Source organism: Vitreoscilla filiformis (genome assembly GCF_002222655.1).
In the GTDB taxonomy this organism is placed as follows: domain Bacteria; phylum Pseudomonadota; class Gammaproteobacteria; order Burkholderiales; family Burkholderiaceae_C; genus Ideonella; species Ideonella filiformis.
Window position 1 is genome coordinate 2,669,048 of sequence record NZ_CP022423.1, and the last position, 11,239, is coordinate 2,680,286.

Below are 11,239 nucleotides of genomic sequence, written 5' to 3' on the forward strand. Positions count from 1 at the left end.
ACCCTTTGGAGACCCCGATGCCCCACCCTCGCACCGACGAACTGAACGCCCTGCTTCACCGCCTCACCCAAACCCCCGGCCCCGAGGGTTTGGCCGGCGTGGTGGCGATGCTCACCGACCGCGAGGGCGTCTGTTACGCCGGCGCCGCCGGGGTGCGCGAGCTGGGGCAGGCCGCGCCGATGGCACCGGACACGGTGCTCGCCCTCTACTCCACCACCAAACCGCTGACGGCGGTGTGCCTGATGCAACTGGTGGAAGAAGGCCGGCTGCGGCTGGACGATGCGGCGGGCGACACCCTGCCGGAAATCGACCAGCTTCAAGTACTGGACGGTTTTGATGACGCCGGCCAGCCGCGCACCCGGGCGCCCAAGCGGCGCATCCGCATCCGTGATTTGCTGTTGCACACCGCCGGGCTGGGTTACGAGTTTTTCCACGCCGATGATTTGCGTTACCGCAGCGCCTGCGGTGTGCCGTCGGTGGGCACGGCCAAGCCCGACTCGCTGCGCACGGTGCTGCTGCATGACCCAGGTGAAGCCTGGACGTACGGTGTGAGCCTCGATTGGCTGGGCCGCGTGATTGAAGCCGTGCGCGGCCAGCGTCTGGGTGAGGTGATGGCCGAGCGCCTGTTCACCCCGCTGGGCATGGCGGACACGGGTTTCAGCCTGAACGACAGCCAACGCGCCCGCGCTGCCACCCTGCACAAGCGCAAGCCGGATGGCTCGCTGCAAGCGGTGCCCCAAGCCACCCCGCGCAACGCGCCGGCCAGCGACATGGGCGGGCAAGGGCTGTTCGGCACGGTGGGGGATTACATGCGCTTCATCCGCATGTGGTTGAACGACGGTGCTGGCCCAGCCGGCCCCGTGCTGCACCCGGAAACGGTTCACGCCATGTGCCAAGACGGCCTAGCGCCGCTGGGCCTGAGCGCGGGCGGCTGGGGCAGCGCGCTGCCGGGGCTGGCGCGCGCCGGGGAGTTCTGCCCCGGCACGCCCAAGGGCTGGGCCTACAGCTTGTTGCTGAACCGGAAGGCCACCCCGACCGGGCGACCGGCGGGTTCACTGATGTGGGCCGGGCTGGGCAACTGCCACTTCTGGATCGACCGGGCCAGCGGCTTGGGCGGCTTTTGGGCGACGCATTTGCTGCCGTTTCATGATGCGGTGGCGCATCAAGGGTTTGAGGCGTTTGAAGCACTGGCGTACCGAGGCGAACAGTAGCCATTCACCGCACAGCTTGGCGGCTCAAGCCTCAAGCCACCAGCGCCTGCCGATCCTCTAAACCGTGGTTGACGCGCTGGGTCTTCACCAGCAGCTCGGCAGCAAAGGCACGCTGGTATTTTTGGCGCCATGTGCTATTGGATGAAGCCAGCCGCAGCCCTATTTCACGGTCGAGCAGGCGGTCACCCAGCCGCCGACCAAATCCAGTGTTGCGTCAAGCTTCAACTGTCGGTGTGTTTGGCGACGTATTCCCCTCACCCCAACCCCTCTCCCCTTGCGGGAGAGGGCCGGGGTGAGGGGCTTGTCTTCTCATCCTCCCACCCGCCACGCTTGCGCCAACCGCGCCACCGCCCCATCGATCACCTCCACCGGCGTGGCCCCGTACCCCAGCACCAACCCGTTGGGCAGCGTCGTGCCCCCGGCGGTGTAGCGGCTCAATGGCCGTGCGGCCACGCCCAACGCATGGGCCGCAGCGGCCACGATCGCATCGTCGGGAGCGCCTTGCCACCACAGCATCAAGTGCAGTCCGGCCTCACCGCCCGTCACCACAGCATTGGCGCCGAAATGCCGGGCCAGGGCGTGGCGCAAAGCGTCGCGGCGCTGGGCGTACAGCGGACGCATGCGGCGCAGGTGTGCCGTGTAGCCGCCCCGTTCAATGAAATCGGCCAGCGCTTGTTGCTCAATGCTTTGCCCGGGACGTGACAGCGCCCCCATCGCCCCCGCAAACGCCGCCGCCGAGCCCTCGGGCACCACCACATAACCCAGGCGCAGCGCCGGAAACAGCGTCTTGGAAAACGTGCCCGCATACACCACCGGCGCCCCCGGACGCAACCCGTACAGCGCCGGCGGCGGCGGGCCGCTGCGGCGAAACTCGCTGTCGTAATCGTCTTCGATGATCCAAGCGCCGTGGGCTTGAGCTTGCTCGATCAGCGCCAGGCGACGCGGCAAAGGCAGCACCGCCCCCGTGGGAAATTGATGCGACGGCGTCACAAACACCAACCGGGGCGGATGTTGCGCCCAATCGTCCGGGGTCACGCACAAACCAGCCGCATCCACCGGCATCGGACGCACACGCAGCCCCGCCAGCCGAAACGCCGCATGGGCCGCCGGATAACCCGGGTGTTCCACCCACACGGCGTCGCCCTCATCGGCCAGCAGACGGGCGCACAAGTCGAGCCCGTTTTGCGTCCCAGCGGTGACGATGACCTGCGCCGCCGTCACCGGCAAGCCGCGCACGCCCGACAGGTACGTTGCCAGCGCCTGCCGCAGCGCCGGCTCACCGCCCAAGGGCGCGTAACTCAACTGCCGCGCCGTGGCGTGGCGCCATGCCCGATCCAAACTCGCACGCCAAGCCCGGATCGGAAACGATGCCACATCCGGCACGCCCAGCGCCAGCGGCCACAGTGTGGCGTCCGGGGCCGCGTCAGGCGCCATCACACCCGCCGACCGCCGCGACAACCCCGGCGACGGTGCGGGCGCCACCACCTCAGGGGCTGTGTCCGGCAACGTCGCCACGCGGGTGCCGTGGCGCGTCGCCAGCAAACAGCCCTCGGCCACCAGTTGTTCATAGGCGAACAACACCGTGTTGCGCGCCACCCCCAGCGCCGCCGCCAGTGTGCGACTGGCCGGTAGGCGGGCGCCCGGCGCCAGTCGGCGGCTCAAAATGGCCTGGCGCAAGCGTTCATACAGCGCCCGTTGGCGGCCTTGCTCGGCGGGCAAGGGGGCATTCAACCAAGTCAGTTCAGCGGCATCGATGGCAGTGGCTCCCCACAAACAGCCCCAGGTGGCTCTGTTGATGATGCCACCGGGGCCGTATCGTCACCGGCGTGTTTCACGTTATGTTTGAGAGCGTTTGCCATGGCCACTCCCCATTCCGCCCCTTCTGAGCGCACCCGCGTGCGCCGTCTGCCTGACCGCGCCGATTACGAGATCGCCCAGGTGGCGGCCATCGTCGATGCGGCGTGGGTGGCGCACGTTGCTTTCAGCAGCGAAGGCAGCGTTCACAGCATCCCGACCGCTGTGTGGCGCGAGGGTGAGCACCTGTACATCCACGGCGCCAAGGCGTCACGCATGCTCAAGGCGCTGGAGGCAGGTGAATGCAGCGTCAGCATCGCGGTGCTCGATGGCCTGGTGTTGGCACGCTCGGCGTTTCACCACTCGATGAACTTCCGCTCGGTGGTGATTTACGGACGCTTTGACAAGGTGGAGGACGAGGCCGCCAAATCCCGCGCCTTGCAGGTGTTCACCGACAAACTGGCCCCCGGGCGCTGGGACACGCTGCGCCCCGTCACCGCCAAAGAGCTGAACGCCACCACGGTGCTGCGCCTGTCGCTGGCCGAGGCGTCGGCCAAGCTGCGCAGCGGCGGCCCGAAGGACGATGAGGAGGACATGGGCTGGCCCGTCTGGGCGGGCGTGGTGCCAGTGGTGCAAACCTTTGGCGCCCCGCAGACCGAGCCCGACAGCGTCGTGCCGACACCGCCCGCACCGTTCGGCCCGGGCGTGTGATCAGCCCAGCAGGTTGGACAGCTTGAGCATGCCCAACAGCAACATCCAGAGGATCACAGCGCGCCACACCAGCGCCGCCACACTGGCCAAATGACCGATCTGCGGTGGCAACCCAGGGGTCGATCCCACCGACTGCGACACGTTCACATCGACCCCCGCCGCAAACGCCGTGGTGCGCCCAGAGGGCCGCCCCGCGTGCGGCACCGAACCCCCAAGACGCACGCCCACCGCTCCAGCCGCAGCGGCCAGCAAAATGCCTTCGTTGGGGCTGTGCCACAGCTCGGCATCCCGCCGCCACCCGGCCATGGCCTCTTCGAAGTTGCCCACAACGGCAAAACCAAACGCGGTCAGCCGAACGGGCACGTAGTCGATCCACATGAACAGCCGCTGGGCCAAATCGCGCAGACCTTCATTGACCGACAGACCTGCCACGGTGCGGCGATCCACCATCCAATACCGGCTGCAAAACTCCGCCATGCGGTACAGGATCGCTCCCGCAGGCCCCAACCCCAGGGCCGCCAACACCACCACGCAGAAAAACACCCCGAACACATGCCGGTGTGCGGCCAGCAACGCATGCTCGATCACGTGGCGCAGCACCTCGGTACGAGGCAGATCGGCCACTTCCAAATGGCGCCATTCGGCCAGCAGTTGCCGCGCCCGATCTTCGTTGCCTTGTTCGAGCGCCTCGCGAATGTCCGTGAAGTAGTGGCTGAATTGCCGGAAACCCAAACACAGGTAGATCACGAACACGTCAAACGCCAGCGCCAGCAACAGGCTGATGTGGGACACCAACACCCAATGCACCAACCAAGCCACCAGGGCAGGTACGCCGACGGCAATGGCCCACACCACGCGGGCGTGGTGGGGATGACCCGCATCGAAGTTGCGGCCCGCACCATCGACCCACAGGGTGAGGCCATCATGCACCCAGTTGTCGCGTGGCAGCGGTCGGATTTGCTCCAGGATGAGCGCGAGGAGAACTGCGAAAAAACTCATTTGCCGGCCATGATACCCACGGCCCGCACCACGCTTCTGACAAGGACACTCAGCGTGCCAGCAAGTGGTAGAAATTGCGCAACATCGCCGCTGTCGCCCCCCAGATAAACCAGGCGTCAGGCATGTCAGGATCGGAACCCCAAGGCATCGACAGGAAGTGCCGTTCTTGCCCCTCCCACTCAAAACGGTGACGCCGATGGTGTGCGGGCGTCATCAAGAATGACAGGGGCACCTCCGCCGTCCCAGCCACTTCGAACGCGTCGAGTTGAAGCGTGTGCGCTGGGTCGAGCAGCCCCACCACCGGTGTGACACAGTAACGCGTCACCGTGGTGTAGGTGGGAAGCTGACCCAGAATCTGCACATCACTGGGCGCGAGGCCCACCTCCTCCTCGGCTTCACGCAAAGCGGTTTGGATGGCATCCCGATCCTCTGGCTCGGCCCGGCCACCAGGGAAGCTGATTTGCCCCGCATGATCGCGCAGATGGTCTGTGCGACGTGTCAGCAGCACCTGCAAACCGTCGGCGCGGGGCACCAAGGGAATCAACACCGAAGCGGGTCGGGGCGGTGGCAAGCTCGGGTCGTGAATTTGATGCACCGCATCGCCCACGATGGGCGGTGACCAGTGTGCCGCCTCTGCCAAGCGCGCTCGGATGTGCGAGGGGGTCAGCCATTCGGCGGGAACGGGCGGCAGGTGGCTGTCGGTGCCAATGACCGGCACGGCGCGGGGGTTGCGAATCGGCGGTCGAGGGATCGGGCGGTGTGAACTCATGCGGTTCAGCATACCCAGAAATGAAAAAACCGCCCGAAGGCGGTATTCAAAACGGAAAACTCTGAATCCTCTTTTCCGGGGAGATCCAGAGCGGCAGGCCGATTTAGGCCAGCTTTTCCTTGATGCGAGCCGACTTGCCCGAACGCTGACGCAGGTAGTACAGCTTCGCACGGCGAACATCACCACGGCGCTTGACTTCGATCGAGGCGATCAGCGGGCTGTACAGCTGGAACGTACGTTCCACGCCTTCGCCGCTGGAGATCTTGCGCACGATGAAGCTGGAGTTCAGGCCACGGTTACGCTTGGCGATCACCACGCCTTCGTAAGCCTGCACGCGCTTGCGGGTGCCTTCCACGACGTTCACGCTAACGATCACGGTGTCGCCAGGCGCGAAAGCGGGGATGGTCTTGTTCAGGCGAGCAATTTCTTCCTGCTCAAGGGTCTGGATCAGATCCATGTTTTCTCCAAAGATCGTGCCGGCGCTGGTTGAAGGAGCTTGGTGCCCACCCGGTTGGGCCTGCACCGAAATGCCCGGCAGAGGATCGAAAAGCCTTCGATTATAGCGCGTTGTCGAGGTTTGCCAAAAACCGTTCGTCGGCTTTGCTCAAACGGCCCGCGACCCGAGCGGCGTCGATCAAATCCGGGCGGCGTTGCGCGGTGATCGTCAGCGATTGCTCGCGCCGCCAGCGCGCAATGGCCGCATGGTGGCCGGACAGCAGCACCGGCGGCACTGGCCACTCGCCCTCCTCGACGCACAGCCGTTCGGGGCGGCTGTAGTGCGGGCAATCCAGCAGGCCGTCCTCGAAGCTGTCTTGCTGATGCGAGCGAGCGTCGGAGAGCACGCCATCTTGCAGGCGGGCGATGCCATCCAGCAAGGCCAGCGCGGGCAACTCGCCACCGGAGAGTACAAAGTCTCCCAGGCTCAGTTCGATGTCCACATGCCGATCGAGCACGCGCTGGTCGATGCCCTCGTAGCGCCCGCACAGCAGCACGGCACCGGGGCCCGCGGCCATCTCGCGCATCAAGGCTTGGTCGATGCGACGGCCCGTCGGGGAAAAATGGATGACGGGGCGTGCCGGGGCGCCTGCGGCCTCCGCCGCCGTGCGAACGGCGGACAGGGCGCGTTCCAGCGGTTCGGCCAACATCACCATGCCGGGGCCGCCGCCATAGGGGCGATCATCGACGCGGCGGTAGTTGTCGGCGGCAAAGTCGCGCAGCGGCCAGAACGTCACGTTCACTTGGCCGGATTCGAAGGCGCGGCGGTTGATGCCCTGGGTCAGGAACGGCGCGAACAGCTCGGGGAACAGGGTGATGACGTCGAAACGCATCCGAGTCTGTCAGTAGTCCAGGCCCCAGTCCACCAGGATGCGTTTGTTCACCTGATCGACGTCGTCCACGTAAGCGGCTACGAAGGGGATGAGGCGCTCGTCGGCGTCCGCCGCTGCACCGGCTGGGCGGATGCGCAGCACGCAGTGCGGGCCGGTGTCGATCAGATCGACCACCGCGCCCAAATCGGCGCCTTCGCGGTTCACCACATTCAGGCCGATGAGATCGACCCAGTAAAACTCGTCTTTCCCCGCCGTGGGGAAACTGCTGCGCGCCACGAACACGCGCACGCCCTTGAGGGCTTCGGCGGCGTTGCGATCGGGCACATCCTGCGCACGGGCCACCACCACGTCCCCGTGTTGACGGGCAACGGTGATTTTGAGCAGCGTGGGCAGCGGAGCCACACCCGCCTTGGGCGGCACCGGCACAGCCGGGCGTTGGGCGGTGGCTTCGGCGGGTTTCAGGAACCAGCGCCGGGAAGAAAACAGCGCCTTGGGGTCAGCTGAGAAGGGTTGAACCTTGAACTCGCCTTTGATACCCCAAGCGTCAAGGATGCGACCGACTTCGACCGCATCGTCAGGCCAAGCCACATCGTCGGAACCCCAGGTGCTCATGTGTGAACTCCAGTTGTGAATGTGGCTTGAGCGCAGCAGGCCTTAGGCGGCAGCGGCTTCAACAGCCGGAGCGGCGACCACTTGGGCCTGGGCTTGCTTGATCAAGCGAACGGCCACGTCCGAGGGTTGAGCGCCAACGCCCAGCCAGTAGGTCACGCGATCCAACGCGATGCGCAGGCCTTCGGCCTTGCCTTGGGCCATCGGGTTGTAGAAACCCACGCGCTCGATGAAGCGGCCATCACGACGCTCACGCGAATCAGCCACGACGACGTTGTAGAAAGGGCGCTTCTTGGAGCCACCACGAGCCAGACGAATCACGACCATTTTGTCGTTCCTTGCAGAGTTTGGGGTGGCCTGTCACGGCTGGAGACACTCAGCGCAACCGGGCCGGCACCGATGCGGCCAGCCACACGGCGCCACATCGAAACGTTTGTTTTTTCGGCTGGTTAGATACACCCTTTGAAAACCCAACGGGCCGCAGCCAAAGCGTAGGATTATAGATCGATTCCTGATGGAGAACACCATGTCCGACGACACATTGCTCATCCGCCCCAGCACGGAGGCTGACTTGCCCGCCATCACCGCCATTTATGCCGATGCGGTGCGCCACGGCACCGGTACGTTCGAACTGGAACCGCCCAGCGTGGAGGACATGGCGCAGCGGCGCCGGGATGTACTCGCCAAAAATTTACCGTGGCTGGTGGCCGAAGCGGGTGGGCAGGTGCTGGGTTATGCCTATGCCAACCCTTTCCGACCGCGCCTGGCATTTCGCTTCTGTGTGGAAGACTCGATCTACCTGCATCCGGACGCCCGCGCACGCGGCACCGGCAAACTGTTGCTGGCCGAGCTGATCGCCCGCTGCGAAGCTTTGGGCATTCGGCAAATGGTGGCTGTGATCGGGGACAGTGCCAACCAAGGTTCGATTGCCTTGCACACCCGTTTGGGGTTCGAGCACACCGGCACGTTGGGGAGCGTGGGCTGGAAGTTTGGCCGCTGGCTGGATGTGGTGATGATGCAGCGCCCCCTCGGTTTGGGCGAGCGCAGCGCCCCACGCGATGCCTGATCCCACACAGCCGGGCCTGTTCGGCCCCGACACCTTGCCCGACGTGCCCAACGTGATGCAACGCCGCCCCCGTCGCAACGAGGCCGTGCCGGTGCTGCCGGCGCCCGTCGATCCGTCGGTGTTGGCCCTGGCCCGGCGCTTGCCGCCTCGGTTGCACTTGGGCACATCGTCATGGAGTTTTCCGGGCTGGCAGGGCTTGGTGTGGGCGGGTGAGCACAGCAGCGGCGAGTTGTCGAAGCAAGGCCTGCCGGCGTATGCCCAACATCCGCTGCTGACCAGCGTGTGCTTGGATCGGAGTTTTTACAAACCGATGCCCACCGAAGCCTACGCGGCTTACGCCGAGCAGGTGCCGGCGGATTTTCGTTTCATGGTCAAAGCGCCGGCCTTGTTCAGCGACGCCGCCGAGCGCGATGCGCAAGGCCGCGTGCAGCGGCTCAACCCTCATTGGCTGGATCCGGCTTTGGCGATGGAACAGTTCATCACGCCGGTGTTAGCGGGTTTGGGGGAGCGCACCGGCGCGTTGGTGATCGAAATCAGCCCGCTGCCGACCGCCTTGAAACGTGACATGAACGCGTTGCTGCAACGTTTGGCGCGTTTTTTGGCCGCACTGCCGCGCCTGTCCGAGCACACGCCCGACGGGGTGTTGGCCGTTGAAGTGCGCGACGCCGAGTGGCTCACCCCCGCATTGCGGGACTTGTTGCGGGATCACGGGGCGCGTTACTGCTTGAGCGTACATCCACGTTTGCCGCCGCTGGAGGCCCAATTGCCGCTGTTGCGGGCGCTGTGGCCAGGGCCGTTTGTGGGGCGTTGGAACCTGCATCGCATGCACGGCGCGCACGGCTACGAGCAGGCCAAAGCGGGTTACGCCCCGTTCAACCAACTGGTGGATGAAGATGTCGCCACGCGCCAAACGCTGGCGCGGGTGCTGCACGCCACTGCGCACGCGGGGCACGCAGCTTATCTGTGCATCAACAACAAGGCCGAGGGCAGCGCGCCGCTGTCGGTGGCGGCGCTGGCACGGCAGATCGTGGCCGAAGCCACGGCGCCGCGCCGGGCCTGACACCTCAGAAGATGCGGGTGCCGATCCAGTAGAACGTGCCCGCCACGAAGGCCGAAGCCGGGATGGTGAAAATCCAAGCCCAGACGATGTTGCTGGCCAAGCCCCAACGCACCGCCGAAGCGTTGCGCACCGAGCCCACGCCCACGATGGCACCGGTGATGGTGTGGGTGGTGGACACTGGAACACCCATCGCCGTAGCCAAGAACAGCGTGATGGCGCCCCCGGTCTCTGCGCACAACCCTCCCACGGGCTTGAGCTTGGTCAGCCGCTGGCCCATGGTCTTGACGATGCGCCAACCGCCAAACATCGTGCCTGCACCGATCGCCAGGTAACACGACCAGATGACCCAATCGGGCGGACGCTTGTCTTCCGTGGTCATGTAGCCGGCGGCCACCAGCAGCATCCAGATGATGCCGATGGTTTTCTGCGCATCGTTACCGCCATGGCCCAGCGAGTACAGGCCCGCCGAAACGAGTTGCAACCGTCGGAACCACCGATCCACCCGCATCGGCGATGTGCGGCGGAACAACCACGCCACCGCCACCATGATGAGTGACCCCAACGTGAAACCCAGGAATGGCGACACGAAGATGAACAGCACGGTCTTCAAAATGCCCGCGCCAATCAGCTTGGCCACCCCGGCTTTGGCCATCACCGCACCGATGATGCCGCCAATCAAGGCGTGCGAGCTGGAGGACGGGATGCCATACCACCAGGTGAAGACGTTCCAGAAAATCGCCCCGACCAGTGCCCCGAACACGACGTAGTGATCCACCACGCCGGGCTCGACGATGCCCTTGCCGATCATGCTCGCCACCTTGAGCTGAAAAATCCCGATGGCAATGACGTTGAAAAAGGCGGCGAACAACACCGCTTGCTGCGGTTTGAGCACACCCGTGGACACGACGGTGGCGATCGAATTCGCCGCGTCGTGGAAACCGTTCATGAAGTCGAATGCCAGTGCCAGTGCCACCAGCAAGGCCACGACCCAGAACGCAATGGAAGCTGCTTCCATGCTTGTTGACCCGTCAGCAGATCAGGAGTTTTCGAGGACGATGCCCTCGATCAGATTGGCCACGTCTTCGCAGCAATCGGAGATCGACTCCAAGTGCTCGTAGATGGCCTTGAGCTTGATCAGCTCGCGGGTGTCGGTTTCCTCGCGGAACAGCTTGGACATGGCGCTGCGCATCACGCGGTCGGCGTCTGATTCGAGTTTGTCGATTTCTTCGCAGGTTTTGAGCGCTGCTTCTGTCACTTCCGGCTGGTTCAGCTTGGGCAACAGGGTGATGGCGTGTTGCACACGCTCGCAGCATTTGAGCGAGATTTCGCCCAGGCGCTGCACGTCTTCGGTGATGTGCTGCACGTCGTAGAGCGCCATGACTTCGCTGGAGTCTTGCAGCAAATCGAGGATGTCATCCATCGAGTTGATGAGGCTGTGGATTTGCTCGCGGTCGATGGGCGTGATGAAGGTGCGGTGCAGCAAACGATGCACTTCGGTGGTGATTTTGTCGGCGTTGCGCTCGGCGTCGTCCACCTCGGCCACATATTTTTCCCGCAGATCCGGCGTGTTGTAGTACTGAATCATCGACACGAAGGCGCGTGCCCCCTCGACGATCTGTTGGCCATGTTCGTTGAACAGCTCAAAGAAGTTGCCGTCTTTGGGCAACAGCTTGCCGAAAATCATTCGGTTCT

The 11,239-nt window shown here is 64.9% G+C and carries 13 protein-coding genes; 4 read left to right on the forward strand and 9 right to left on the reverse strand.

Features of this window, described 5'->3' with window-relative positions; genetic code table 11:
• Positions 1–17 precede the first annotated feature (17 nt).
• On the forward strand, positions 18–1,211 hold the full coding sequence (locus tag VITFI_RS12560; protein WP_089417252.1) for a serine hydrolase domain-containing protein: 1,194 nt from the start codon (positions 18–20) through the stop codon (positions 1,209–1,211).
• A 309-nt stretch (positions 1,212–1,520) separates the two neighbouring features.
• Here VITFI_RS12560 and pdxR read toward each other — a convergent pair whose 3' ends face one another.
• Entirely contained in the window at positions 1,521–2,984 is a 1,464-nt protein-coding gene (pdxR, locus tag VITFI_RS12565; RefSeq protein WP_198301464.1) for a MocR-like pyridoxine biosynthesis transcription factor PdxR, read from the reverse strand.
• Between the two features lie 84 nt (positions 2,985–3,068).
• Between pdxR and VITFI_RS12570 the strand changes: the two genes are divergently transcribed.
• The gene (locus tag VITFI_RS12570) at positions 3,069–3,716 is read left to right on the forward strand and encodes a pyridoxamine 5'-phosphate oxidase family protein (protein WP_089417254.1); all 648 of its coding nucleotides are present in this window, start codon (positions 3,069–3,071) and stop codon (positions 3,714–3,716) included.
• Here VITFI_RS12570 and VITFI_RS12575 read toward each other — a convergent pair whose 3' ends face one another.
• The 6 genes from VITFI_RS12575 to rpsP all read right to left on the reverse strand — a co-directional run bounded on the left by VITFI_RS12575 (position 3,717) and on the right by rpsP (position 7,748).
• The gene (locus VITFI_RS12575; protein ID WP_089417255.1) at positions 3,717–4,715 is read right to left on the reverse strand and encodes a CobD/CbiB family protein; all 999 of its coding nucleotides are present in this window, start codon (positions 4,713–4,715) and stop codon (positions 3,717–3,719) included.
• Positions 4,716–4,764: 49 nt separating this feature from the next.
• The gene (locus VITFI_RS12580) at positions 4,765–5,484 is read right to left on the reverse strand and encodes a CoA pyrophosphatase (RefSeq protein ID WP_089418140.1); all 720 of its coding nucleotides are present in this window, start codon (positions 5,482–5,484) and stop codon (positions 4,765–4,767) included.
• Between the two features lie 103 nt (positions 5,485–5,587).
• Positions 5,588–5,941: a 50S ribosomal protein L19 gene (gene rplS, locus VITFI_RS12585; RefSeq protein WP_089417256.1), complete on the reverse strand. Its 354-nt coding sequence runs from the start codon at positions 5,939–5,941 to the stop codon at positions 5,588–5,590.
• A 100-nt stretch (positions 5,942–6,041) separates the two neighbouring features.
• Entirely contained in the window at positions 6,042–6,812 is a 771-nt protein-coding gene (gene trmD / locus VITFI_RS12590; RefSeq protein WP_089417257.1) for a tRNA (guanosine(37)-N1)-methyltransferase TrmD, read from the reverse strand.
• 9 nt (positions 6,813–6,821) lie between these two features.
• A complete protein-coding gene (gene rimM, locus VITFI_RS12595) occupies positions 6,822–7,424 on the reverse strand; it encodes a ribosome maturation factor RimM (protein WP_089417258.1) in 603 nt (200 codons plus the stop codon).
• 42 nt (positions 7,425–7,466) lie between these two features.
• Positions 7,467–7,748, reverse strand: a complete 282-nt coding sequence (gene rpsP / locus VITFI_RS12600) for a 30S ribosomal protein S16 (protein ID WP_089417259.1) — start codon at positions 7,746–7,748, stop codon at positions 7,467–7,469.
• A gap of 199 nt (positions 7,749–7,947) precedes the next feature.
• On the opposite strand from rpsP, the gene VITFI_RS12605 reads away from it, so the two are divergent.
• The gene (locus VITFI_RS12605) at positions 7,948–8,487 is read left to right on the forward strand and encodes a GNAT family N-acetyltransferase (RefSeq protein WP_089417260.1); all 540 of its coding nucleotides are present in this window, start codon (positions 7,948–7,950) and stop codon (positions 8,485–8,487) included.
• Positions 8,480–9,547, forward strand: a complete 1,068-nt coding sequence (locus VITFI_RS12610) for a DUF72 domain-containing protein (protein WP_198301465.1) — start codon at positions 8,480–8,482, stop codon at positions 9,545–9,547. Before VITFI_RS12605 ends, VITFI_RS12610 begins: the two co-directional genes overlap by 8 nt.
• A gap of 4 nt (positions 9,548–9,551) precedes the next feature.
• Here VITFI_RS12610 and VITFI_RS12615 read toward each other — a convergent pair whose 3' ends face one another.
• Both VITFI_RS12615 and VITFI_RS12620 read right to left on the reverse strand, forming a co-directional pair.
• The gene (locus VITFI_RS12615; protein ID WP_089417261.1) at positions 9,552–10,562 is read right to left on the reverse strand and encodes an inorganic phosphate transporter; all 1,011 of its coding nucleotides are present in this window, start codon (positions 10,560–10,562) and stop codon (positions 9,552–9,554) included.
• A gap of 21 nt (positions 10,563–10,583) precedes the next feature.
• Entirely contained in the window at positions 10,584–11,231 is a 648-nt protein-coding gene (locus tag VITFI_RS12620; protein WP_089417262.1) for a DUF47 domain-containing protein, read from the reverse strand.
• Positions 11,232–11,239: the final 8 nt, after the last annotated feature.

What these genes read in the sequence shown, in the direction of transcription:
- VITFI_RS12560 (WP_089417252.1), top strand. Translation starts at nt 18, where the DNA reads ATGCCCCACCCTCGCACCGACGAACTGAACGCCCTGCTTCACCGCCTC.
- VITFI_RS12570 (WP_089417254.1), top strand. Translation starts at nt 3,069, where the DNA reads ATGGCCACTCCCCATTCCGCCCCTTCTGAGCGCACCCGCGTGCGCCGT.
- VITFI_RS12575 (WP_089417255.1), bottom strand. Translation starts at nt 4,715, where the DNA reads ATGAGTTTTTTCGCAGTTCTCCTCGCGCTCATCCTGGAGCAAATCCGA.
- VITFI_RS12580 (WP_089418140.1), bottom strand. Translation starts at nt 5,484, where the DNA reads ATGAGTTCACACCGCCCGATCCCTCGACCGCCGATTCGCAACCCCCGC.
- rplS (WP_089417256.1), bottom strand. Translation starts at nt 5,941, where the DNA reads ATGGATCTGATCCAGACCCTTGAGCAGGAAGAAATTGCTCGCCTGAAC.
- trmD (WP_089417257.1), bottom strand. Translation starts at nt 6,812, where the DNA reads ATGCGTTTCGACGTCATCACCCTGTTCCCCGAGCTGTTCGCGCCGTTC.
- rimM (WP_089417258.1), bottom strand. Translation starts at nt 7,424, where the DNA reads ATGAGCACCTGGGGTTCCGACGATGTGGCTTGGCCTGACGATGCGGTC.
- rpsP (WP_089417259.1), bottom strand. Translation starts at nt 7,748, where the DNA reads ATGGTCGTGATTCGTCTGGCTCGTGGTGGCTCCAAGAAGCGCCCTTTC.
- VITFI_RS12605 (WP_089417260.1), top strand. Translation starts at nt 7,948, where the DNA reads ATGTCCGACGACACATTGCTCATCCGCCCCAGCACGGAGGCTGACTTG.
- VITFI_RS12610 (WP_198301465.1), top strand. Translation starts at nt 8,480, where the DNA reads ATGCCTGATCCCACACAGCCGGGCCTGTTCGGCCCCGACACCTTGCCC.
- VITFI_RS12615 (WP_089417261.1), bottom strand. Translation starts at nt 10,562, where the DNA reads ATGGAAGCAGCTTCCATTGCGTTCTGGGTCGTGGCCTTGCTGGTGGCA.
- VITFI_RS12620 (WP_089417262.1), bottom strand. Translation starts at nt 11,231, where the DNA reads ATGATTTTCGGCAAGCTGTTGCCCAAAGACGGCAACTTCTTTGAGCTG.